The sequence below is a fragment of the Salmonella sp. K21076 genome (assembly GCF_039650795.1).
Taxonomy (GTDB): Bacteria; Pseudomonadota; Gammaproteobacteria; order Enterobacterales; family Enterobacteriaceae; genus Salmonella; species Salmonella enterica.
The window spans coordinates 155,527-179,477 of sequence record NZ_JBCLYA010000009.1; the positions used below are offsets into that span (position 1 = coordinate 155,527).

Annotated in this window: 22 protein-coding genes and 1 pseudogene; 17 read left to right on the forward strand and 6 right to left on the reverse strand. The window is 54.1% G+C overall.

Annotated features, from left to right (window positions below; translation table 11 throughout):
* Window positions 1-4 precede the first annotated feature (4 nt).
* The 7 genes and pseudogenes from lnt to AAYN39_RS05090 all read left to right on the forward strand — a co-directional run.
* Window positions 5-1,543 carry an apolipoprotein N-acyltransferase gene (gene lnt, locus AAYN39_RS05060; RefSeq protein ID WP_000853074.1) on the forward strand — a complete coding sequence of 513 codons (1,539 nt, stop codon included), beginning with the start codon at window positions 5-7 and terminating at the stop codon, window positions 1,541-1,543.
* A 417-nt stretch (window positions 1,544-1,960) separates the two neighbouring features.
* On the forward strand, window positions 1,961-2,869 hold the full coding sequence (locus AAYN39_RS05065) for an amino acid ABC transporter substrate-binding protein (RefSeq protein ID WP_001682194.1): 909 nt from the start codon (window positions 1,961-1,963) through the stop codon (window positions 2,867-2,869).
* 159 nt (window positions 2,870-3,028) lie between these two features.
* Window positions 3,029-3,769: a glutamate/aspartate ABC transporter permease GltJ gene (gene gltJ / locus AAYN39_RS05070; protein ID WP_000020930.1), complete on the forward strand. Its 741-nt coding sequence runs from the start codon at window positions 3,029-3,031 to the stop codon at window positions 3,767-3,769.
* A complete protein-coding gene (gene gltK, locus AAYN39_RS05075) occupies window positions 3,769-4,443 on the forward strand; it encodes a glutamate/aspartate ABC transporter permease GltK (RefSeq protein WP_000272799.1) in 675 nt (224 codons plus the stop codon). The genes gltJ and gltK overlap by 1 nt, the downstream gene beginning before the upstream one ends.
* Window positions 4,443-5,168 carry a glutamate/aspartate ABC transporter ATP-binding protein GltL gene (gene gltL, locus AAYN39_RS05080; RefSeq protein WP_000631369.1) on the forward strand — a complete coding sequence of 242 codons (726 nt, stop codon included), beginning with the start codon at window positions 4,443-4,445 and terminating at the stop codon, window positions 5,166-5,168. The genes gltK and gltL overlap by 1 nt, the downstream gene beginning before the upstream one ends.
* Before the next feature lie 116 nt (window positions 5,169-5,284).
* Window positions 5,285-6,220: a pyrimidine-specific ribonucleoside hydrolase RihA gene (gene rihA / locus AAYN39_RS05085; protein WP_001207423.1), complete on the forward strand. Its 936-nt coding sequence runs from the start codon at window positions 5,285-5,287 to the stop codon at window positions 6,218-6,220.
* Window positions 6,221-6,251: 31 nt separating this feature from the next.
* A pseudogene (locus tag AAYN39_RS05090) lies at window positions 6,252-6,626 on the forward strand (hypothetical protein); the annotation flags it as partial.
* A 44-nt stretch (window positions 6,627-6,670) separates the two neighbouring features.
* Here AAYN39_RS05090 and AAYN39_RS05095 read toward each other — a convergent pair.
* From AAYN39_RS05095 to AAYN39_RS05115, 5 genes are all read right to left on the reverse strand, one after another.
* Window positions 6,671-7,144, reverse strand: coding sequence for a zinc ribbon-containing protein (locus AAYN39_RS05095; RefSeq protein ID WP_001044885.1), 474 nt, complete (start codon window positions 7,142-7,144; stop codon window positions 6,671-6,673).
* A 92-nt stretch (window positions 7,145-7,236) separates the two neighbouring features.
* Window positions 7,237-9,165: a sigma-54-dependent Fis family transcriptional regulator gene (locus AAYN39_RS05100; protein ID WP_001044179.1), complete on the reverse strand. Its 1,929-nt coding sequence runs from the start codon at window positions 9,163-9,165 to the stop codon at window positions 7,237-7,239.
* 67 nt (window positions 9,166-9,232) lie between these two features.
* The gene (locus tag AAYN39_RS05105) at window positions 9,233-10,186 is read right to left on the reverse strand and encodes a 2-keto-3-deoxygluconate permease (RefSeq protein WP_000694473.1); all 954 of its coding nucleotides are present in this window, start codon (window positions 10,184-10,186) and stop codon (window positions 9,233-9,235) included.
* 49 nt (window positions 10,187-10,235) lie between these two features.
* Window positions 10,236-11,408 (reverse strand): UxaA family hydrolase, encoded by a 1,173-nt coding sequence (locus AAYN39_RS05110; protein ID WP_001775656.1) that lies wholly within the window; start codon window positions 11,406-11,408, stop codon window positions 10,236-10,238.
* A gap of 16 nt (window positions 11,409-11,424) precedes the next feature.
* Window positions 11,425-11,766 (reverse strand): UxaA family hydrolase, encoded by a 342-nt coding sequence (locus tag AAYN39_RS05115; protein ID WP_001574029.1) that lies wholly within the window; start codon window positions 11,764-11,766, stop codon window positions 11,425-11,427.
* A 236-nt stretch (window positions 11,767-12,002) separates the two neighbouring features.
* On the opposite strand from AAYN39_RS05115, the gene leuS reads away from it, so the two are divergent.
* From leuS to nadD, 4 genes are read left to right on the forward strand one after another with little or no spacing between them, the layout of a single operon-like run.
* Window positions 12,003-14,585 carry a leucine--tRNA ligase gene (gene leuS, locus AAYN39_RS05120; protein WP_001157907.1) on the forward strand — a complete coding sequence of 861 codons (2,583 nt, stop codon included), beginning with the start codon at window positions 12,003-12,005 and terminating at the stop codon, window positions 14,583-14,585.
* A 14-nt stretch (window positions 14,586-14,599) separates the two neighbouring features.
* Window positions 14,600-15,190 (forward strand): LPS assembly lipoprotein LptE, encoded by a 591-nt coding sequence (lptE, locus tag AAYN39_RS05125; protein WP_001269948.1) that lies wholly within the window; start codon window positions 14,600-14,602, stop codon window positions 15,188-15,190.
* Entirely contained in the window at window positions 15,190-16,221 is a 1,032-nt protein-coding gene (gene holA, locus AAYN39_RS05130) for a DNA polymerase III subunit delta (RefSeq protein WP_000620491.1), read from the forward strand. Before lptE ends, holA begins: the two co-directional genes overlap by 1 nt.
* 1 nt (window position 16,222) lies before the next feature.
* A complete protein-coding gene (gene nadD, locus AAYN39_RS05135) occupies window positions 16,223-16,864 on the forward strand; it encodes a nicotinate-nucleotide adenylyltransferase (RefSeq protein WP_010989126.1) in 642 nt (213 codons plus the stop codon).
* Here the strand turns inward: nadD and cobD are convergent.
* Window positions 16,839-17,933, reverse strand: a complete 1,095-nt coding sequence (gene cobD / locus AAYN39_RS05140) for a threonine-phosphate decarboxylase CobD (RefSeq protein WP_001173241.1) — start codon at window positions 17,931-17,933, stop codon at window positions 16,839-16,841. The two genes, nadD and cobD, sit on opposite strands and share 26 nt — an antisense overlap.
* Before the next feature lie 96 nt (window positions 17,934-18,029).
* Here cobD and AAYN39_RS05145 point away from each other — a divergent pair, with 96 nt between their 5' ends.
* The 6 genes from AAYN39_RS05145 (at window position 18,030) to rlpA (ending at window position 23,946) form a co-directional block, all read left to right on the forward strand.
* Window positions 18,030-18,638, forward strand: coding sequence for an adenosylcobalamin/alpha-ribazole phosphatase (locus AAYN39_RS05145; protein WP_001241919.1), 609 nt, complete (start codon window positions 18,030-18,032; stop codon window positions 18,636-18,638).
* A 328-nt stretch (window positions 18,639-18,966) separates the two neighbouring features.
* A complete protein-coding gene (rsfS, locus tag AAYN39_RS05150) occupies window positions 18,967-19,284 on the forward strand; it encodes a ribosome silencing factor (RefSeq protein ID WP_001161670.1) in 318 nt (105 codons plus the stop codon).
* A gap of 3 nt (window positions 19,285-19,287) precedes the next feature.
* Entirely contained in the window at window positions 19,288-19,755 is a 468-nt protein-coding gene (gene rlmH / locus AAYN39_RS05155; RefSeq protein ID WP_000776107.1) for a 23S rRNA (pseudouridine(1915)-N(3))-methyltransferase RlmH, read from the forward strand.
* Between the two features lie 30 nt (window positions 19,756-19,785).
* Complete coding sequence (mrdA, locus tag AAYN39_RS05160; RefSeq protein WP_000828701.1) at window positions 19,786-21,687, forward strand: peptidoglycan DD-transpeptidase MrdA; 1,902 nt, start codon at window positions 19,786-19,788, stop codon at window positions 21,685-21,687.
* A 2-nt stretch (window positions 21,688-21,689) separates the two neighbouring features.
* Window positions 21,690-22,802, forward strand: coding sequence for a peptidoglycan glycosyltransferase MrdB (gene mrdB, locus AAYN39_RS05165; RefSeq protein WP_000131713.1), 1,113 nt, complete (start codon window positions 21,690-21,692; stop codon window positions 22,800-22,802).
* A gap of 10 nt (window positions 22,803-22,812) precedes the next feature.
* Window positions 22,813-23,946, forward strand: a complete 1,134-nt coding sequence (gene rlpA, locus AAYN39_RS05170) for an endolytic peptidoglycan transglycosylase RlpA (protein ID WP_000549517.1) — start codon at window positions 22,813-22,815, stop codon at window positions 23,944-23,946.
* Window positions 23,947-23,951: the final 5 nt, after the last annotated feature.

Below are 23,951 nucleotides of genomic sequence, written 5' to 3' on the forward strand. Positions count from 1 at the left end.
AAAAATGGCATTTGCCTCGTTAATTGAACGCCAGCGTATTCGCCTGCTGCTGGCGTTATTATTCGGCGCCTGCGGAACACTGGCTTTCTCTCCGTATGACGTCTGGCCCGCAGCGATAGTGTCGCTTATCGGGCTGCAGGCCTTAACGTTTAATCGCCGCCCGCTCCAGTCTGCCGCCATCGGCTATTGCTGGGGACTCGGACTTTTCGGCAGCGGGATTAACTGGGTTTATGTCAGTATCGCGCAGTTTGGCGGCATGCCGGGCCCGGTTAACGTTTTTCTGGTGGTGCTGCTTGCAGCTTATCTCTCGCTGTATACCGGACTGTTTGCCGGGATTTTGTCGCGCCTGTGGCCAAAAACCAACTGGCTGCGCGTCGCTATCGCCGCGCCTGCAATATGGCAAATCACCGAATTTTTACGCGGCTGGGTGCTGACCGGCTTCCCCTGGCTGCAATTTGGCTATAGTCAGGTCGACGGCCCGCTAAAAGGCCTGGCGCCGGTAATGGGCGTCGAAGCGATCAACTTCCTGCTGATGATGGTCAGCGGCCTGTTAGCGCTGGCACTGGCGACGCGGAACTGGCGTCCGCTGGCTGTCGCCGTGATTCTGTTTGCTTTGCCCTTTCCGCTACGTTATATCCAGTGGTTTACGCTGGAACCTACCAAAGCGACCCAGGTATCGCTGGTGCAGGGCGATATTCCGCAGTCGCTGAAGTGGGACGAAAACCAGCTACTGAATACGCTAAACATTTATCTCAACGAAACTCGCCCAGAGTTAGGCAAATCACAGATTATTATCTGGCCTGAGTCGGCGATTCCGGATCTCGAAATCAATCAGCAGCCTTTCCTTCGTTCGCTGGACGAGATGTTACGCGAAAAAAATAGCACGCTGATCACCGGTATTGTCGATGCGCGTCTCAATAAACAGAATCGATACGACACCTACAATACGATTATTACGTTGGGCAAGGATAATCCATACAGTTATGACTCGCCCAATCGCTACAATAAAAATCACCTTGTACCCTTTGGCGAGTTCGTTCCGCTGGAGTCTATCCTGCGTCCGCTGGCGCCGTTCTTCGATCTGCCCATGTCCTCCTTTAGCCGCGGCCCTTATATCCAGCCGCAGTTACATGCGCACGACTATAAGCTGACGGCGGCAATCTGTTATGAAATTATTCTTGGCGAACAGGTGCGGGATAACTTCCGCCCGGACACCGACTATCTGCTGACGATTTCTAACGACGCCTGGTTTGGTAAGTCCATTGGCCCGTGGCAACATTTCCAGATGGCGCGGATGCGTTCGCTGGAGCTGGCGCGTCCGTTGCTGCGCAGTACTAATAACGGTATTACGGCGGTGATTGGCCCGCAGGGCGAAATTCAGGCGATGATCCCGCAGTTCACACGCCAGGTGCTAACTACCAAAGTCACGCCGACCACCGGCCTGACGCCGTACGCACGAACCGGCGACTGGACGGTGTGGTTGATTACCGTACTGTTCGGCTTTGGCGCGCTGGTGATGAGCCTGCGTCAACGCCGCAAATAAAACATTGCACTATCCAATGTAGGCCGGATAAGGCGTTACGCCGCCATCCGGCAGTTGTATCGCACCGTGCCTGATGGCGCTACGCTTATCAGGCCTACAACCTCTCACCGCCACCAAAATCTCATTCTGGCACGCCAATTGCTTAATATAATCAAGAGGCTGCACACTCCCTACCGGCGCAACCAGGTTGCACCACAACACAGCATCGGTAGCACCATTATTGTGCAAACTGCGATTTTTGCCTCTGAACGGTGCGGCGCACTTCGCAAAAATAAACAATATCGCAGCAAAATATTTACAACAAGCCACACTAAATGTTAACAAACACACATAACACTGCACGCGCAAGTTGCAGGCAATAACAACATCACAATAGCTATCAATGCGTCGACGGCGCAGATGATAAAGGAGTTGGATATGCAATTACGTAAGCTAACCACAGCAATGCTGGTCATGGGACTGTCTGCGGGCCTTGCGCACGCAGAAGATGGCGCGCCTGCCGCTGGTAGCACCCTGGACAAGATCGCTAAAAATGGCGTGATCGTCGTCGGGCATCGCGAATCTTCTGTGCCCTTTTCTTATTACGACAACCAGCAGAAAGTGGTCGGCTATTCCCAGGACTACTCCAACGCCATTGTGGAAGTGGTAAAAAAGAAACTTAACAAGCCCGATCTGCAGGTGAAGCTGATCCCGATCACCTCGCAAAACCGTATTCCGCTGTTGCAAAACGGAACCTTCGATTTTGAATGTGGTTCAACGACTAACAACCTTGAGCGCCAGAAACAGGCCGCCTTCTCCGATACGATTTTCGTCGTCGGGACGCGACTGCTGACTAAAAAAGGCGGCGATATTAAAGATTTCCCGGATCTGAAAGGCAAAGCGGTCGTCGTCACCTCCGGGACGACCTCTGAAATTCTGCTGCATAAGCTTAACGAAGAGCAAAAGATGGGGATGCGTATTATTAGCGCGAAAGACCACGGTGACTCGTTCCGCACCCTGGAAAGCGGTCGCGCCGTCGCCTTTATGATGGATGACGCGCTGCTGGCCGGCGAGCGCGCCAAAGCCAAGAAACCGGATAACTGGGAGATTGTCGGTAAACCGCAGTCCCAGGAAGCCTACGGCTGTATGCTGCGTAAAAACGACCCTGAGTTTAAAAAGCTGATGGACGATACCATCGCTCAGGCGCAAACCTCCGGCGAAGCGGAAAAGTGGTTTGATAAGTGGTTTAAAAATCCGATCCCACCGAAAAACCTGAACATGAATTTCGAGTTGTCTGACGAGATGAAAGCCCTGTTCAAAGCACCGAATGATAAAGCGCTTAACTAACTAAAACTAAATGGGACGGGACTCCTGTCCTCTCGATTGTCGCTCAGCACGGACAGACTATAAGCCTGATGGTCGTTCCCCATCGGGCCTGAAACCGCAGATCGCCGGGCAACAATCTTCGAGGGTAGCGCTGCTACCCTTTTTTTTCGGAGTAGATGTATGTCAATAGACTGGAACTGGGGTATTTTTTTACAGGAAGCCCCCTTCGGCAATACCACCTATCTCGGCTGGCTATGGAGTGGTTTTCAGGTCACCGTAGCCCTTTCGATTACCGCCTGGATTATCGCTTTCCTGGTAGGATCTATTTTCGGCATTTTACGTACCGTTCCCAACCGTTTCCTCTCCGGACTGGGCACATTGTACGTAGAACTGTTCCGCAACGTGCCGCTGATCGTGCAATTCTTCACCTGGTACCTGGTGGTGCCTGAACTGTTGCCGGAAGATCTTGGCATGTGGTTTAAGGCGGAACTCGATCCCAATATTCAGTTTTTCCTCTCCTCAATGATCTGTCTGGGACTGTTTACCGCCGCCCGTGTTTGCGAACAGGTGCGCGCCGCGATTCAGTCTCTGCCTCGCGGACAGAAGAACGCGGCGCTGGCGATGGGGCTAACGCTGCCGCAGGCTTATCGCTATGTCCTGCTGCCGAATGCCTATCGCGTTATCGTGCCGCCAATGACGTCAGAGATGATGAACCTGGTGAAAAACTCGGCTATTGCATCAACCATCGGCCTGGTGGATATGGCGGCGCAGGCAGGCAAACTGTTGGATTACTCGGCGCACGCCTGGGAATCCTTCACCGCCATTACGCTGGCCTATGTGCTGATTAACGCCGTTATCATGCTGGTTATGAGCCTGGTTGAACGCAAAGTCCGCCTGCCGGGCAACGTGGGGAGCAAATAATGTACGAATTTGACTGGAGTTCGATTATCCCCTCACTGCCTTACCTGCTGGCCGGGTTGGTCATCACGCTGAAGATCACCGTCACCGCCGTTGTCGTGGGGATAGTCTGGGGAACCATTCTGGCCGTCATGCGCCTCTCAAGCTTTGCTCCTATCGCCTGGTTTGCTAAAGCGTATGTTAACGTTTTCCGTTCCATCCCGTTGGTCATGGTCTTGCTGTGGTTCTATCTGATTGTACCCGGCTTTCTGCAAAACGTGCTGGGACTATCGCCGAAAACCGATATCCGCCTGATCTCCGCGATGGTGGCATTCTCCATGTTTGAAGCGGCCTACTATTCCGAGATTATTCGCGCCGGTATTCAAAGCATTTCCCGCGGGCAGTCCAGCGCCGCGCTGGCGCTGGGGATGACCCACTGGCAGTCGATGAAGCTCATTATTCTGCCGCAGGCGTTTCGGGCAATGGTGCCGCTGTTGCTTACGCAGGGCATCGTGCTATTTCAGGACACCTCTTTAGTTTATGTACTCAGCCTGGCGGACTTCTTCCGCACCGCGTCGACTATCGGCGAGCGTGACGGTACTCAGGTCGAAATGATTCTGTTCGCCGGCGCCGTTTATTTTGTTATCAGCCTGAGCGCGTCGTTGCTGGTCAGCTATTTGAAGAAAAGGACAGTTTAATGATTACCCTGAAAAATGTTTCAAAATGGTATGGTCACTTTCAGGTGCTGACCGATTGTTCGACAGAAGTGAAAAAAGGTGAGGTGGTGGTAGTCTGCGGGCCATCGGGTTCCGGTAAATCCACGCTAATTAAGACCGTCAACGGTCTGGAACCGGTGCAAAAAGGCGAAATTACCGTTAACGGCATTATTGTGAACGACAAAAAAACCGATCTGGCGAAACTGCGTTCCCGCGTGGGCATGGTATTCCAGCACTTCGAGCTGTTTCCCCACCTGTCGATCATCGAAAACCTGACGCTGGCGCAGGTGAAAGTGCTGAAACGCGATAAGGCCGCCGCCCGCGATAAAGGCCTGAAGCTGCTGGAGCGCGTTGGCCTGTCTGCGCATGCCAACAAGTTCCCGGCGCAGCTTTCCGGCGGTCAGCAGCAGCGCGTGGCGATCGCCCGCGCGCTATGTATGGACCCCATTGCCATGTTATTCGATGAACCGACTTCCGCGCTCGATCCGGAAATGATCAACGAGGTACTGGACGTGATGGTCGAGCTGGCGAACGAAGGGATGACCATGATGGTGGTGACGCACGAAATGGGCTTTGCCCGTAAAGTGGCTAACCGGGTGATCTTTATGGATGAAGGTAAAATCGTCGAAGATTCGCCAAAAGAGGAGTTCTTCGCTAACCCCAGTTCCGATCGCGCAAAGGACTTCCTTGCGAAAATCCTGCACTAATCTTCCCGGCGCGCACGTCAGAGTGCGCGCTACCTCACGCTTTACTTCTTCGCTTCTCGAAACGTATCCAGCCGGGCGTTAACCTTGTCACAAAGTACCGCTTACAAGGAGCCACAATGGCACTGCCCATTATTATTGATTGCGATCCGGGTCATGATGACGCGATCGCCCTCGTTCTCGCCCTCGCCTCCCCTGAACTGGAAGTGAAAGCGATCACCTCTTCCGCCGGCAACCAGACGCCGGAGAAGACGCTGCGCAACGTGCTGCGGATGCTGACACTGCTCAAACGCCCGGATATTCCTGTGGCGGGCGGCGCGGTGAAACCGCTCATGCGCGAACTGATTATCGCTGATAACGTTCACGGCGAAAGCGGTCTTGACGGCCCGGCGCTGCCCGAGCCGTCATTCGCCCCGCAAAGCGGCACTGCCGTTGAGCTGATGGCAAAAACACTGCGCGAGAGCGCACAGCCGGTCACCATCGTCTCCACTGGCCCACAGACCAACGTGGCGCTGCTGCTGAATAGCCATCCGGAACTGCATACGAAAATCGCCCGCATTGTGATCATGGGCGGCGCGATGGCGCTGGGTAACTGGACGCCCGCTGCGGAATTTAATATTTACGTCGATCCGGAAGCGGCAGAAATTGTCTTCCAGTCAGGCATTCCGGTGGTGATGGCCGGGCTGGACGTCACCCATAAGGCGCAGATTCACGCCGCCGATATCGAGCGTTTCCGCGACATCGGCAATCCAATTTCGACGATCGTGGCTGAACTACTCGACTTCTTCTTTGAATACCACAAAGACGAAAAATGGGGATTTGTCGGCGCGCCGCTGCACGACCCTTGCACTATCGCCTGGCTGCTGAAACCTGAGATTTTCACCACCGTTGAGCGTTGGGTTGGCGTGGAAACTCAGGGGAAATATACCCAGGGGATGACGGTGGTGGATTATTATTTCCTGACGGGGAATAAGCCGAATGCGACGGTGATGGTCGATGTAGACCGTCAGGGATTTGTCGATTTGCTGGCGGAACGGCTGCAATACTACGCATAAAGCGCAAAGAAGAATCCAGGGATGAACAGCGATGTTTTGGCGTAACAATAGACCTGAAATCAGCCTGCTACAGCACGACGTAGCCCATATAACGTTTTCAGTACGTAACGGAAAAGCATTGCTTCGTCCCTGCATTATCCACGATCCCGACTCTGACGCCGGTATTCATATGCTCTCCTGGCATGGCTCGCCGCTGATTCGTTTTTACACTGAAGCCTGGTGCCCAACCTGCGCAGAATTTGTTTATGCCGGTTTTAGCAATGATGATGAAGGCGCCGCGCAGTTTTTATCCTCACTTGCCGAGTGGAATCAGCCAGGAGTCGGGTTGAACGAAGCATTTACCGCCCTGACGCCGCTGTTTTCACTCTTTGCCGATGGCTATTACCGGCTGGAAGCCCAACTACACTCTTAACATGGCGGACGGCAACCGTCCGCTCACGATAATGAACCTTACGGCTCAAACGGCCTGCGCTGGAACTGATCGTGCCCACACTTCGGGCAGAGCGGCAGCACATCCGGCGTGTAAACCGCCAGATGATAGTGGCATTTCTCGCACACCAGATTCCCCAACCCCACCACTTCGCCACTGTGATACACGCCGTGGTGATTCAAATCCTGGAAGACTTCACGCCATTCCAGCTGGGTTTTGTCGGTAATATCCGCCAGTTCCTGCCAGAGACTCTCTTTAATCACCCGCAAGAAGACGCTATCTTCCTGGCTCTCTTCGTAGCTCATGGCGAACTCTTCCAGATCGCGTCTGACAGCGCGCGTCAGTTCGTCCACCTCGGTTCGCGTTAACTCCCCTGTTTGCATCACGCGCTGGCGCGCCTGCTCCACCAGCGCATCAATGTCGCGCTCGCCATTGCGTAAACGCTCGCTTAATGAGGCCACCAGTTCACGATAATATTGAGCAACCTTGTTCATCACTTCACCTCTTGGATCGTTAACTGCCTATAATAATAGACGTTATTTGCGTTACGCTTTGCAAGGCTGCCCACAGAGTCTGTAAATTCTTGTCAGGCCGACTCGCGTATCCAGCGCGTCAGCGAGGTACGATCGACATTTAACCGTTTCGCCACTAACGATTTATTATCCCTTTCCGCCTCTAATAATTTTCTCAAAATACGCAGGCGAATCGTTTTATAATCGCCAGCCAGCATCTGGCAGTCGTGGCAGGTACTTGGCTCGCGTCGGCTCCCCTCTTCCAAATCGTCCAGCAAGAGGCGGCCCTCATCCAGAGTTGCCGGGGAGTGATCAATAGAGAGCACCAGCCGTTCGATAATATTGCTTAACTGCCTGACGTTTCCGGGCCAGGCGAAGCGCTGAAGCTCCTGCCACAGCGCCGGGGTTAACGTTAGTGCCGGGCGTTTATAATGCTGGCTGAAACTAGTAAGCAGCGACAGGCCGATGGCTTTGATATCCTCCGGACGTTTGCGTAGCGGGATAGTGGTTACTTTTAATACGTTAAGCCGATAATAAAGATCTTCGCGAAATGTCCCATCCGCAATGAGCTTCGTTAACGTCTGATTGGTCGCCGCAATCACGCGAATATCAACAGGTATCATCTGGTCTGAGCCCAGCCGCATAATCTGCCGCTCCTGCAATACCCGTAATAAGCGCGTCTGTAGCGGTTTATCCAGTTCGCTAATCTCATCCAGAAAAATGGTACCGTGGTGCGCTAATTCAAACAGGCCTATTTTGCCTTTCGGCGACGCGCCGGTAAATGCGCCGGCGACATAGCCAAAGAGTTCGCTCTCCAGAATCTGAGTGGCCATCGCGCCGCAGTTAATGGCGACAAACAGGCCGTTGACGCGTTGGCTGGCATTATGAATACTTTGCGCCAGCACCTCTTTTCCCGTCCCGCTTTCGCCATTAATTAAGATAGTCGCGTCCGTACCGGCATAATTTTTAATGATCGCCAGACGACGCAGCATTTCCGGGTTTTCGGTAAGCAGATCGTCGAAATGATAGCGGGCGCTCAAGCCGCGGCGAGACAGTTCCTGGCGGCGAACATGATGTTCCGCCCCCTGTAAACTGGAGACGGTTTGCATCGTCAACACCACCCGGCTTAACTGTCTGGCCGCAAATACCGGATACAGATTAACTACCATCGCGCCTTGCGGTGTATCGACGACTTTCGCGCTGACGGTTTTTCCCTCACGTAATGTATGCCGCTCCTGGTGCAATACCTGTTTCAGGAAAGATGCGTCATAAATTTCACCGGAGGCGTTAATTTTAAAAAGTTGGCTCGCATATTTATTGTAATGCAGTAACGCGCCGGTATCATCAAGCGTGATAACAGCTTTATCAAACTGATCGAGAATCAGCTGCAGATGATGGCGCTCCAGTAATTGGCTGCGAAAAGCCAGATATAATGAGCGGGCTTCTTCCAGAGCTTCGGTTATTGAGGCGGGGCTGGAATCAAGTAAACGGAATTGCGAGCCCAGCGGTGAAAAATAATCCTGACAAACGGTATCGCCAACAATGCAATCTAATGGCGTGGACGCTAATTGCCGCTTCAGGCAAGAAATCGTTTCTTTATCATTTCCCTGTAAGGTAAAAATTTTATAGTTAATATTTAACTGTTCCGCTACGCGCGCGCATCCTTTGATCACACTGGAAAAGCCGACAATACCGACAGTGCCTTTTTGTCCTTTAAAAGGGATAAGCGCATCAAGAATGTCGTAGCCGGACATTTTAATTTCGACTACCGGTAATTTACTGTGCTTTTTTAATATTTCCGCACAGCCGCCACGACTAATCAGTACCTGGTGCCCACGGGACTCTAATAAAGGTAGCTCATCCAGGATACGATTAAGCGTCGTTTGATGAATAGTGACGGCGTAATCCAACTGCGCGACCAGCGCCTCGGCAGCCTTTGCCAGTTGCGGATAAGGAGAGACAAAACAGAGAGGAGATGCGGCTATATCTTTCGTCTTATTCATCACTCACCATCCTGTTGGTTTATAAACGGGCGAGACCGCCCGTCGTGATTTATTTTCCGCCGAAACGCTAACCGCCTGCGGCGGCTGGGTTCAGTTTACGATCGTAGCGTTTTTTTATCCATACGGTCAGGAAGGGGGCGCACAGAGCGGTAATAATCGTCGAGGCCGCCACCTGCGCCGCCGCCGTCGACGCCAGGTCGGTAAAATGCGGATCGAGCAGCGCGATTGCCGCTGGCGTCGCGACGGCGTTGCCAGAGGTGGTGGATACCGCCGCGCCTGCCACGCCGCTGCCTCCCGTCACACGATCGGCGAAAATATTAAAAAATCCGCCAATCGCCACCGTCATGAGTCCCAGTAAAATGCCTGAAGAACCTGCCGTGATAAGTCTTGCGAAATCAATACTGTATCCTAACCCAAAGGCAAAAAAGGGAATCGTTACCACGCTGCCCTGTTTAAGAAACTTGCGCATGTCCTCATCCAGATTGCCCAAAATCATGCCAATGATAATGGGAATAATAACCGCCACCAGATTCATAAAGGGTATCGACACCATGCCTGCCGATCCTAACGCCAGCATGGTGAAAAAGGGACCATCGTTCAACGATATTACCGCAATCGCGCCGCCGTCGGTTTCATCGCCGTACTCCCCCACCAACGCGGCATATAACCCACTGTTCGAGTTGGTCATCGCCGAAATAATCGCTAAAGCCGACAGACCTAATAACCCATCCGGGCCGCAAAATTTCCCGACCAGAATGCCAATAATCACGCCGCTGGCAAATTTCGCAAAGGTGATCGCAGCGCCTTTTTTCAACGCTTTCGGCGCGGCTTTAAACTGGATATCCGCGCCCATACAGACTAAAAACATGCCTAAAATCGCCATTGCGCCATGCGAAATAGAGATGACAAAACCGCCTATTTCCAGCGCCTCCGGCGCAAAAGTTTTAAACAAGGCGCCGATGATCAGCGGTACAACCATCATACCACCAGGAAAACGTTCCAGTGTTTTTTTAATTTTCATAGCTTATTCCCAGGAGATAACCGGACAGCTTGTGCTGCCCGATTTGGTATCAGAACGTCGGCGCGATCTTATAAATAGAGAATTCGTTATGACCTAAATCTTCTGATTTAGTCGTTTTCCCATTCGCGACGCGTAAAATTTCCTGATAAATTTCCTCGCCCATTTGCGTAATAGAAGCCTCGCCAGACATAATGGCGGACACATCAATATCAATATTGTCCTGCATCATTTCCCACGTTGCTTTATTACCCGTAATTTTTATTACCGGCGCTATTGGGTTACCGGCAGGCGTTCCGCGACCGGTAGTAAAAATAACGATCTGCGCTCCACCCGCCACCATGCCGGAAATAGATTCAATATCCTGCCCTGGGGTATCCATAATCCACAGGCCCGGATGCGTTGGACTATCGGCATATTCCAGTACGCCCTGTAGCGGCGCATGACCCGCTTTATGCATACAACCTAACGATTTTTCTTCAATGGTAGTCAGCCCGCCTTTAATACTGCCCGGCGTCGGCTGTCCCCCGCGAATATCCTCGCCCAGCGCTTTTGCTCGCGCCTCACAGCCGACCACTAAATCAATGAGCTGTTGACCAACCTCCGGCGTCACCGCGCGTTTCGCCATCACATGCTCGGCGCCAATAAATTCCGTCGTTTCAGAAAGAATTGAGCTTCCGCCGCAGCGTATCAGCTTATCCGAGGCGACCCCGCAGGAAGGGTTAGACGCCAGCCCCGATGTCGTATCTGACCCGCCGCACTCCATCGCCAGCAGCAGCTCGCTAACCGGTGCTTGCTGCGGTTTTTGCATGGAGAGTTGTTGCGCATAGTCGCGGGCCAGCGAAATCCCCCTGGCCTGACATTTAAGCGTGCCGCCCTCTTCCTGAATGGTAATGCAGGAGGTCGGTTTGCCAAATGCGGTAATCTCTTCTGCGATGCGCAGCGGCTCCGCGCCTTCACAGCCTAAGCCCACAACCACAATAGCGCCGACGTTGGGATTATTCGCCACATTAATCAATGTCTTTTCCGTCAGACGCGCATCGCCTGCCACCTGGCAGCAGCCAAAATCGTTATTCACCCATGTCGCACCTTTTACCTGCCGGGCAATATCCTGGGCAACTTTATTCGCACAAACGCTGGTAGGTAAAATCAGTACATAATTACGGATGCCAAAACGGCCGTCAGGGCGTCGGAAACCCAAAAAAGTCTCATTGCTCATAATCATTTTCCCTTGTTTTATATTATTTCCAGTCACCACGTCCGCGTTCGCTTTCCACATTGTGGACGTGCACATAGTCGCCACTTTTTATTTCCTGAGTGGCGCGGCCAATGGATTCGCCATATTTATAAACTTCGCCATGAAAAGGCACATCGCAGATGGCGAATTTGTGGCCAAATGGCACATCCTGATGTAACACAACGCTTATCTCGCGTTCGCCAATGAACATTGTGGCGGTTTCGCCGGCCTTGAGCGCCGTAATAGCCGTCGCGACGCAATCCTGAGGGTGAATCACCACTGCATTTTTTTTCACGATTAACTCCTTTGCTTTAGTCCTGTCTTCCCTAATCAAAAGGCGTGCCATTTTTTAACTGCATGGTTTATATGACTTTATTTTTACAGGCCGATCTGGCGGTGACAGGAACTGCGGTAATTTGCCTCAGTCGTGTCGCATTTTGCGTCACCTCCTCATGAACGCCTAGCGCGACAAATGTTCTACCCCCTGTTTTGACGTGCGTGTTTGGGCTATGCTATGCGGATCTAAACACCACCTCTAAAGCTACATTTGTAGCTGTATCGAAAACAGGACTACTGGCTGCCATGCAAGAGCAATACCGCCCGGAAGAGATAGAATCCAAAGTACAGCTTCACTGGGATGAGAAGCGCACATTTGAAGTGACCGAAGACGAGAGCAAAGAGAAGTATTACTGCCTGTCGATGCTTCCCTATCCTTCTGGCCGACTACACATGGGCCACGTACGTAACTACACCATCGGCGACGTGGTTGCCCGCTACCAGCATATGCTGGGCAAAAACGTGCTGCAGCCAATCGGCTGGGACGCCTTCGGCCTGCCGGCGGAAGGCGCGGCGGTGAAGAACAACACCGCGCCGGCGCCGTGGACGTACGACAACATCGCGTACATGAAAAACCAGCTCAAAACGCTGGGTTTTGGCTATGACTGGAGCCGTGAAATCGCGACCTGCACCCCGGAATACTACCGTTGGGAACAGAAATTCTTCACCGAGCTGTATAAAAAAGGCCTGGTGTACAAGAAGACTTCTGCCGTTAACTGGTGCCCGAACGATCAGACCGTTCTCGCCAACGAACAGGTGATCGACGGCTGCTGCTGGCGTTGCGACACCAAAGTTGAGCGTAAAGAGATCCCACAGTGGTTTATCAAAATCACCGCTTACGCAGACGAGCTGTTGCGCGATCTGGATAAGCTGGACCACTGGCCTGATACCGTAAAAACGATGCAGCGCAACTGGATTGGCCGCTCTGAAGGCGTGGAAATCACCTTCGATGTGAAGGGTTACGATAACACGCTGACCGTCTATACCACCCGTCCGGATACCTTTATGGGCGCCACCTACCTGGCAGTGGCCGCCGGTCATCCGCTGGCGCAAAAAGCGGCGGCGAACAACGCCGAGCTGGCGGCGTTCATCGACGAATGCCGTAACACCAAAGTGGCCGAAGCCGAAATGGCGACCATGGAGAAAAAAGGCGTCGACACCGGCTATAAAGCGATTCATCCGTTAACTGGCGAAGAGATCCCGGTCTGGGCGGCAAACTTTGTCCTGATGGAGTACGGCACTGGCGCGGTGATGGCCGTTCCGGGTCACGATCAGCGCGACTACGAATTTGCCTCCAAATACGGTTTGACCATCAAGCCGGTGATTCTGGCCGCTGACGGTTCCGAGCCGGATCTTTCCGAACAGGCGCTGACCGAAAAAGGCGTGCTGTTTAACTCCGGTGAGTTCGACGGTCTGGCCTTTGAAGCGGCGTTTAACGCCATTGCCGATAAACTGGCGGAAAAAGGCGTCGGCGAACGTAAAGTGAACTACCGTCTGCGTGACTGGGGCGTTTCCCGTCAGCGTTACTGGGGCGCGCCGATCCCGATGGTCACCCTGGAAGACGGCACCGTGCTGCCGACGCCGGAAGATCAACTGCCGGTTATTTTGCCGGAAGACGTCGTCATGGACGGCATCACCAGCCCGATCAAGGCCGATCCTGAGTGGGCGAAAACCACCGTTAACGGTATGCCGGCGCTGCGTGAAACCGACACCTTCGACACCTTTATGGAATCGTCATGGTACTACGCGCGTTACACCTGCCCGCAGTATCAGGAAGGAATGCTGGATTCGAAAGCGGCAAACTACTGGCTGCCAGTCGACATCTACATCGGCGGTATTGAACATGCCATCATGCACCTGCTCTACTTCCGCTTCTTCCATAAGCTGATGCGCGATGCGGGCATGGTCACCTCTGACGAGCCGGCTAAACAGTTGCTGTGCCAGGGCATGGTACTGGCGGATGCGTTCTATTATGTCGGCGAGAACGGCGAGCGTAACTGGGTTTCGCCAGTTGACGCTATCGTCGAGCGCGATGAAAAAGGCCGCATCGTCAAAGCAAAAGACGCAGCGGGTCATGAGCTGGTCTACACTGGCATGAGTAAAATGTCCAAGTCGAAAAATAACGGTATCGACCCGCAGGTAATGGTTGAACGTTATGGCGCGGATACGGTACGCCTGTTTATGATGTTCGCTTCTCCGGCGGATATGACTCTGGAATGGCAGGAGTCCGGCGTAGAAGGCGCAAACCGCTTTATTAAACGCGTCTGGAAGCTGGTTTACGAACACACCGCTAAAGGTCCTGTCGCGGCGCTGAACGTCGATGCGCTGAGCGAAGATCAAAAAGCGCTGCGTCGCGATGTGCATAAAACCATTGCCAAAGTGACCGATGATATCGGCCGCCGTCAGACGTTCAACACCGCCATTGCGGCGATCATGGAGTTGATGAACAAACTGGCGAAAGCCCCGCAGGAAGGCGAACAAGACCGCGCACTGCTTCAGGAAGCGCTGCAGGCCGTCGTGCGTATGCTTAACCCGTTCACCCCGCACGTCTGCTTTACCTTGTGGCAGGAACTGGGTGGCGAAGGCGATATCGACAACGCGCCGTGGCCGGTTGCCGACGAGCAGGCAATGGTGGAAAACACCACGCTGGTTGTCGTGCAGGTTAACGGTAAAGTTCGCGGTAAGATCACCGTTGCGGTGGATGCCACCGAAGAACAGGTGCGTGAACGTGCAGGCCAGGAACATCTGGTGGCAAAATATCTTGATGGCGTTACCGTGCGTAAAGTGATTTACGTTCCGGGTAAACTCCTCAATCTGGTTGTTGGCTAAGCGCGGGAGGAAGCGTGCGATATCTGGTAACACTGTTGTTATCTCTGGCGGTGCTGGTCACCGCCGGATGCGGCTGGCATCTGCGTAGCACTACGCAGGTTCCGGCTTCAATGAAAACGATGATCCTCGATTCCGGCGATCCGAACGGTCCGCTAAGTCGTGCGGTACGTAATCAGTTACGGCTGAATAACGTAAACCTGCTTGATAAAGACACAACGCGCAAAGACGTTCCGTCTCTGCGGCTTGGAACGGTGACTATTTCGCAGGATACGGCGTCAGTGTTCCAGGACGGCCAGACGGCGGAATATCAGATAGTGATGACCGTCAATGCCTCGGTATTGATTCCGGGCCATGACATCTATCCTATCAGCACGAAAGTGTACCGTTCGTTCTTCGATAACCCGCAGATGGCGTTGGCGAAGGATAACGAGCAGGCCATGATCGTTCAGGAGATGTACGACAAAGCCGCTGAACAGCTGATTCGTAAGCTGGCCAGCGTCCGCGCGGCGGATATTCAGGCGACGAAAGAGGAGGCTACCGCCGACAATGAGACGGCGGCGCCCGCCTCTACGCCAGCACGCGTCTCCACTACGCTGAGTAACTAATGATCAGGTTGTATCCTGAACAACTCCGCGCGCAGCTCAACGAAGGGCTGCGTGCGGCATATCTATTATTGGGCAACGATCCGCTGCTGCTGCAGGAAAGTCAGGACGCTATTCGTCTGGCGGCTGCGTCGCAAGGCTTCGAAGAGCACCACGCTTTTACTCTCGATCCCAGTACCGACTGGGGATCGCTTTTCTCACTCTGCCAGGCGATGAGCCTGTTCGCCAGCCGCCAAACGCTGGTGCTGCAACTGCCGGAAAACGGGCCTAACGCGGCAATGAATGAGCAACTCGCCACCCTGAGCGAGCTACTGCATGACGACCTGTTATTAATAGTACGCGGAAACAAGCTCACCAAAGCGCAGGAAAACGCCGCCTGGTATACCGCGCTGGCAGATCGTAGCGTTCAGGTCAGTTGTCAGACGCCGGAGCAGGCGCAGCTTCCCCGCTGGGTGGCCGCCAGAGCGAAAGCACAGAATTTGCAACTGGATGACGCCGCGAACCAACTGCTGTGCTATTGCTATGAGGGCAATCTGTTGGCGCTGGCGCAGGCGCTGGAACGGCTGTCGCTGCTTTGGCCTGACGGTAAGTTAACGCTTCCTCGCGTGGAGCAGGCCGTCAATGACGCCGCCCACTTTACCCCTTTCCACTGGGTGGATGCGTTACTGATGGGGAAAAGCAAACGCGCGCTGCATATCCTGCAACAGCTACGCCTTGAAGGCAGCGAACCGGTTATTCTGCTGCGGACCCTCCAGCGAGAGCTGCTGCTACTGGTAAATCTCAAACGTCAGTCCGCGCATACGCCGTTACGCGCGCTGTTTGATAAACACCGGGTCTGGCAAAACCGTCGCCCCATGATCGGCGACGCGTTGCAGCGTCTCCATCCTGCACAGCTTCGCCAGGCCGTGCAGTTACTGACGCGTACAGAAATTACGCTCAAACAGGATTATGGTCAGTCGGTATGGGCAGATCTTGAAGGGCTGTCGCTCCTGCTCTGCCATAAGGCGCTGGCAGACGTATTTATTGATGGGTGATATGAAATCGTTACAGGCTTTATTCGGCGGCACCTTTGATCCGGTGCATTATGGACATCTTAAACCTGTTGAAACGTTGGCGAATCTGATCGGCTTATCGCGGGTGATTATTATGCCTAACAATGTGCCGCCGCATCGCCCCCAGCCGGAAGCCTCCAGCGCGCAGCGTAAATATATGCTGGAGCTGGCTATCGCCGATAAGCCGCTTTTTACGCTGGGTGAACGCGAGCTACAGCGAAACGCGCCCTCTTACACTGCGCAAACGTTGAAAGCATGGCGCGAAGAACAGGGCCCCGAAGCGCCGCTGGCGTTTATTATCGGCCAGGACTCGCTGCTTAACTTCCCCACCTGGCATGATTACGACACCATCCTTGATAACACTCACCTGATCGTTTGTCGTCGTCCCGGCTACCCCCTTGAAATGACGCAGGCGCAACACCAGCAGTGGCTGGAACAGCATCTGACCCATACGCCAGACGATCTGCACCAGTTGCCAGCCGGTAAAATTTACCTGGCGGAAACGCCATGGCTTAATATCTCCGCAACCCTCATCCGCGAACGGCTGGAAAAAGGCGAATCCTGCGACGATCTGTTGCCGGAAAACGTGCTGAACTACATCAATCAGCAGGGGTTATACCGGTAAGCACATTGCGTAGCGCCGCCAGCAGACGCTCGTTTTGCGCAGCGCTGCGTATCGCCACACGATAATAGCGGCTGTCCAGCCCCGGGTAGTTAGCGCAGCTACGGATTAAAATCCGCTGCGTCAGCAACCGTCGCTGCAGATCAATATCCTCTCGCTCACAGCGTAACAACAGATAGTTTGCCCGCCCGGGATAAACCGTCAGCAGGGGAAGCTGACAAAGCGCCTGATAAAACCGGGCGCCCTCCTCCCGTAACCAATGCCAGGTCGCCTGTTGCCAGGCACTATCCTGTAACGCTACCTCACCGGCCAGCGCCGCCAGCGCGTTAACCGACCACGGCATTTGTTGGCGACGCATCCGCGCCACCGCCGCGTCATCGCTATTGACGAGATATCCCAACCGCAGGCCGGGAATGGCATAAAATTTGGTCAGCGAACGCAGCACCCAGATATGCGGATTATCTTTAAGAGCAGGAATAAAGCCCGTCTCATGCGGAATAAAATCGATAAACGCTTCATCCAGGATCAGGTTAATGTTCAGCGATTTGCAGCGATCGGCAATGGCCTGTAATAACTGCCGCTCCGGCAGCAGGCCGGTAGGATTATTGGGCGTACACAGAAACAGGCAGTCCAGATCGGGCGTCAACGCCTCAAGAATGGCATCGGTAAGCTGCCAGCCATCCGCTTCGCGTAGAGACCAGCGACGAATTTCACAGCCAATTTGCGCCAGCGCCCGGCCATACTCCGCGAAACCTGGCGTGACAATTATTGCACGACGCGGTTTAAGACCGCTCGCCACGGTAAAGATTGACTCCGTCTCGCCATTTCCCGCCAGTATCCACGATGCCGGCACCTGGTGATGACGCGCCAGCGCCTGGTGCAAATGAAAATAATCGGCGTCCGGGTAGCGCTCAATGCAGTCCAGATTGTCGATAAGCGCGCGTTTCACGCTGACAGGCATACCCAGCGGATTAATGTTTGCGCTAAAATCCAGTAACTGGTCAGGCGAGATGCCCAACACCGTCGCGGCTTCCCGAATATTACCGCCATGCGCGCTGTTGAATAACGCCATTATGCCTCCGGCCAAAAAACGCTATTTTAGTGAAAAAAACGTTGCGCAATCAGGGGCATTATCATGTTTTGCGCATTTAACCTCATGAGGAATACCATGCGATTGTGGCTGGTGCGTCATGGCGAAACCGAGGCCAATGTCGCCGGGTTGTATAGCGGACATGCTCCCACGCCGTTAACGGAAAAAGGGATTGGCCAGGCGAAAACGCTACATACTTTATTGCGCCACGCGCCATTTGACAGGGTGTTATGCAGCGAGCTGGAGCGCGCGCGCCATACCGCCCGGCTCGTACTGGAGGGCCGGGATACGCCGCAACACATCTTACCTGAGCTTAATGAGATGTACTTCGGCGACTGGGAAATGCGCCATCACCGCGACCTCACCCATGAAGATGCCGAAAGCTATGCCGCCTGGTGTACGGACTGGCAGAATGCGGTTCCGACCAATGGCGAGGGTTTTCAGGCTTTTACCCGGCGCGTAGAGCGCTTTATCTCGCGACTCGGCGCGTTCAGCGATTGCCAGAACCTGCTGATCGTCAGCCATCAGGGCGTACTCAGCCTGTTGATTGCCCGCCTGCTCGCAATGCCCGCCGCCTCGCTATGGCATTTCCGGGTAGAACAGGGATGCTGGAGCACAATCGACATATGCGAAGGGTTCGCCACCCTGAAAGTATTAAATAGTCGTGCCGTCTGGCGGCCTGAGTGATGAATTTTCCGTTTTTTCTCGCCGCAGCGGTTTCGCCCATTGACAGCCCCCGACAGGCTGTTATTCTCCGCAGCCAGGCTTTTTTCACCTTGCAGAGCTTTGCAGAAATTGTTTTACAAAAATGGCGATGCTTTCTGTGACGTGGGATGGGATGATAATCTGGTTTTAAACGCCGATCCGGCGACATAAGTCCCGGTATCGCCGCTGATTCAGGTATACTACACGGCGTCCCGCCGGAAGGTTAGCGTTAACTCGCAACGCCTTACCGGTCCAGCCTGTTGGCCTTTTTTCTATCGTTATAACGCAATTATTCACCCAGGGGGAAAACTTGCAGGGTAAAGCACTCCAGGATTTTGTTATCGATAAAATTGATGACCTGAAAGGTCAGGACATCATCGCCTTAGATGTTCAGGGTAAATCCAGTATCACCGACTGTATGATTATTTGTACCGGCACCTCCAGCCGTCACGTTATGTCTATTGCCGACCACGTGGTGCAGTCGTCGCGCGCGGCCGGTATGCTGCCGTTGGGCGTCGAAGGCGAAAATGCGGCTGACTGGATTGTCGTCGATCTGGGCGATGTGATTGTGCATGTCATGCAGGAAGAAAGTCGCCGCCTGTATGAACTGGAAAAACTCTGGAGTTAATGCGTGAAGCTGCAACTTGTCGCTGTCGGCACGAAGATGCCCGACTGGGTTCAAACGGGATTTACGGAATATCTGCGTCGTTTTCCGAAAGATATGCCCTTTGAGCTGATCGAAATCCCTGCGGGCAAACGCGGCAAGAACGCGGATATCAAACGCATTCTCGACAAAGAGGGCGAGCAGATGCTGGCCGCCGCCGGTAAGAATCGCATTGTTACCCTGGATATTCCAGGCAAGCCGTGGGATACGCCGCAGTTAGCCAATGAGCTGGAGCGCTGGAAACAGGACGGGCGCGACGTCAGTTTGCTGATTGGCGGCCCGGAAGGATTATCTCCCGCCTGCAAAGCGGCAGCGGAACAGAGCTGGTCGCTCTCGGCGTTAACGCTCCCTCACCCGCTGGTTCGGGTTCTGGTCGCGGAGAGTTTGTACCGGGCGTGGAGCATCACAACCAACCACCCTTATCACCGTGAGTGATCGTGAAGTCTTGAGAAGATTAAGCAGCGGATGAAACGACAAAATTCTTTTCGTGACTATACGGCTGAGTCCGCACTGTTTGTGCGTCGGGCGCTGGTCGCCTTTTTGGGTATTTTGCTGCTGACCGGCGTACTGATCGCCAATTTGTATAATCTGCAAATTCTCCGTTTTACCGATTACCAGACCCGCTCGAACGAAAACCGTATCAAGCTGGTGCCAATTGCGCCAAGCCGCGGGATAATCTACGACCGCAACGGCATTCCCCTTGCGCTGAACCGCACTATCTATCAGATTGAAATGATGCCGGAAAAGGTGGATAACGTTCAGCAAACGCTGGATGCACTACGCAGTGTGGTCGATTTAAACGACGACGATATCGCCGCCTTTAAAAAAGAGCGCGCCCGATCCCATCGCTTTACTTCTATTCCGGTGAAAACAAACCTGACGGAAGTTCAGGTCGCGCGCTTTGCTGTCAACCAGTACCGTTTTCCGGGCGTCGAAGTCAAAGGCTATAAACGCCGCTATTATCCATACGGATCGGCGCTGACCCACGTTATCGGCTACGTATCGAAAATCAATGATAAAGACGTCGAGCGTCTCGACAGAGAAAACAAACTGGCGAACTACGCCGCCACCCATGACATCGGCAAGCTGGGCATTGAGCGCTACTATGAAGATATTCTGCATGGGCAAACCGGTTATGAAGAGGTTGAAGTCAACAACCGCGGCCGCGTTATTCGCCAGCTTAAAGAGGTGCCGCCGCAGGCCGGACACGATATCTACCTGACGCTGGATCTCAAGCTCCAGCAGTATATTGAAACGCTGCTGGCAGGCAGTCGCGCGGCGGTGATTGTCACCGATCCGCGTACCGGCGGCGTGCTATCGCTGGTCTCCATGCCAAGTTACGACCCTAACCTTTTCGTGGACGGCATCTCCAGCAAAGATTACTCCGGGCTGCTTAACGACCCGAACACGCCATTAGTGAACCGCGCGACTCAGGGTGTCTACCCACCCGCTTCTACCGTTAAGCCTTACGTCGCCGTATCGGCGTTAAGCGCTGGCGTCATCACCCGTAACACCAGTCTTTTCGACCCTGGCTGGTGGCAGTTGCCGGGGTCTGAGAAACGCTACCGCGACTGGAAAAAATGGGGCCACGGGCATCTGAATATCACCAAATCCCTTGAAGAGTCGGCAGATACCTTCTTCTATCAGGTGGCCTATGACATGGGGATCGATCGCCTGTCAGAATGGATGGGTAAGTTCAGCTATGGTCACTATACCGGAATTGATCTCGCAGAAGAGCGCTCTGGTAATATGCCGACCCGCGAGTGGAAACAGAAACGCTTTAAAAAACCGTGGTATCAGGGCGATACGATTCCGGTGGGCATCGGCCAGGGCTACTGGACGGCAACGCCGATTCAGATGAGTAAGGCGCTGATGATCCTTATTAACGACGGTGTAGTTAAAGTCCCGCATCTGTTAATGAGCACCGCGGAAAACGGTAAACAGGTGCCGTGGGTACAGCCGCATGAGCCACCGGTGGGCGATATTCACTCCGGCTACTGGGAAATTGCGAAAGATGGCATGTATGGCGTCGCCAACCGCCCTAACGGCACGGCGCATAAATATTTTGCCAGCGCGCCCTATAAAATCGCGGCGAAGTCGGGCACCGCGCAGGTCTTTGGCCTGAAGGCCAACGAAACGTACAATGCGCATAAAATCGCCGAGCGCCTGCGCGACCATAAATTAATGACCGCCTTTGCGCCGTATAACAATCCCCAGGTCGCCGTCGCGATCATCCTTGAAAACGGCGGCGCAGGCCCGGCAGTAGGCACGATCATGCGCCAAATCCTTGATCACATCATGCTGGGCGACAACAACACCCATTTGCCTGCGGAAAACCCGGTGGTTGCAGCGGCGGAGGACCAATAATCATGACGGATAATCCGAACAAAAAAACCTTCTGGGATAAAATTCATATCGATCCCACGATGCTACTCATTCTGCTGGCGTTACTGGTTTATAGCGCGTTGGTCATCTGGAGCGCCAGCGGCCAGGACATCGGCATGATGGAGCGTAAAATCGGTCAGATTGCGATGGGGCTGGTGGTTATGGTGGTGATGGCGCAGATCCCGCCGCGCGTGTATGAAGGCTGGGCGCCCTATCTCTATATCATTTGTATCATTCTGCTGGTCGCCGTTGATGCCTTCGGCGCAATATCCAAGGGCGCGCAGCGCTGGCTCGATCTGGGAATCGTTCGCTTTCAGCCTTCGGAAATAGCCAAAATCGCCGTGCCGCTGATGGTCGCCCGCTTTATTAACCGCGACGTCTGCCCGCCCTCGCTGAAAAATACCGCCATCGCCCTGGTATTAATCTTTATGCCTACCCTGCTGGTCGCCGCCCAGCCGGACCTGGGGACGTCTATTCTGGTCGCCCTTTCCGGTCTCTTTGTCCTATTTTTGTCTGGCCTGAGCTGGCGCTTAATTGGGGTCGCCATTGTATTGATCGCTGCATTTATTCCTATTTTGTGGTTTTTCCTGATGCACGATTACCAACGCCAGCGCGTCATGATGCTCCTTGATCCGGAGACCGATCCGCTGGGCGCGGGCTATCATATTATTCAGTCTAAAATCGCCATTGGCTCAGGCGGCCTGCGCGGTAAAGGCTGGCTCCACGGCACCCAGTCGCAGCTGGAGTTTTTACCCGAACGCCATACCGACTTTATTTTCGCGGTACTGGCGGAAGAGCTCGGTCTGGTGGGCATCCTGATTCTGCTCGCGCTCTATATTTTGCTAATAATGCGCGGTCTGTGGATTGCCGCCAGAGCGCAAACTACATTTGGTCGCGTGATGGCTGGCGGATTAATGTTAATATTATTCGTTTATGTCTTCGTAAATATTGGTATGGTGAGCGGTATTCTGCCTGTGGTTGGAGTACCTTTACCCTTGGTCAGCTACGGGGGCTCCGCACTGATTGTGCTGATGGCCGGGTTCGGGATTGTGATGTCGATCCACACCCACAGAAAAATGTTGTCGAAAAGCGTATAAGGGGTGCGCAATGCATAAGCAGTTGCCTGTAATCTGCGTCGCGGCAGGGATAGTACTACTCGCGGCATGTACTAATGACGGCGGTCAGCAGCAAACCACCGTCGCGCCGCAACCTGCGGTATGTAATGGTCCGACTGTGGAAATCAGCGGAGCGGAACCGCGTTATGAACCTCTGAATCCGACCGCAAACCAGGATTATCAGCGTGACGGTAAAAGTTATAAAATCGTTCAGGACCCGTCCCGCTTTAGCCAGGCTGGCCTGGCCGCTATTTATGATGCGGAACCCGGCAGTAATTTAACCGCCTCCGGGGAGATGTTCGATCCGATGCAGCTTACCGCCGCCCATCCGACACTGCCTATCCCCAGCTATGCGCGAATCACCAACCTGGCCAACGGTCGCATGATCGTCGTGCGTATTAACGATCGCGGCCTCTATGGCACCGATCGGGTCATCTCCCTGTCCCGCGCAGCGGCGGATCGTCTGAATACCTCGAATAATACTAAAGTACGGATTGACCCCATTATCGTGGCGCCGGATGGTTCGCTCTCCGGCCCGGGGATGGCCTGTACGACGGTGGCGAAACAGACCTACGCTCTGCCCCCGCGCCCTGATTTAAGCGGCGGCATGGGAAGCGCCTCTTCAGCGCCTGCGCAACCGCAAGGCGACGTTCTTCCGGTCAGTAATTCCACGTTGAAAAGTGACGATACCACCGGTGCGCCGGTGAGCAGCAGCGGCTTCCTCGGCGCGCCGACCACGCTGGCGCCTGGCGTGCTGGAGGGTAATGAACCGACGCCGGCGCCACAGACAGCGCCGGTTTCCGCGCCGGTGACGGCTCCAGCGACTGCGACGCCGGTGAGCGCGCCTGCCGCCGCAGCCCCGGTATCTGCCCCGGTGAGCGCGCCTGCCGCCGCGGCGAGCGGTCGTTTCGTCGTCCAAGTCGGCGCCGTCAGCGATCAAACGCGTGCGCAGCAGTACCAACAGCGTTTAAGCCAGCAGTTCAGCGTACCAGGACGCGTAATACAAAACGGCGCGGTCTGGCGTATTCAACTGGGGCCTTTTGCCAGTAAAGCCGAAGCCAGCGCGTTACAGCAACGTTTGCAAACAGAAGCACAATTACAGTCCTTTATCGCCAGCGCGCAGTAACCGAT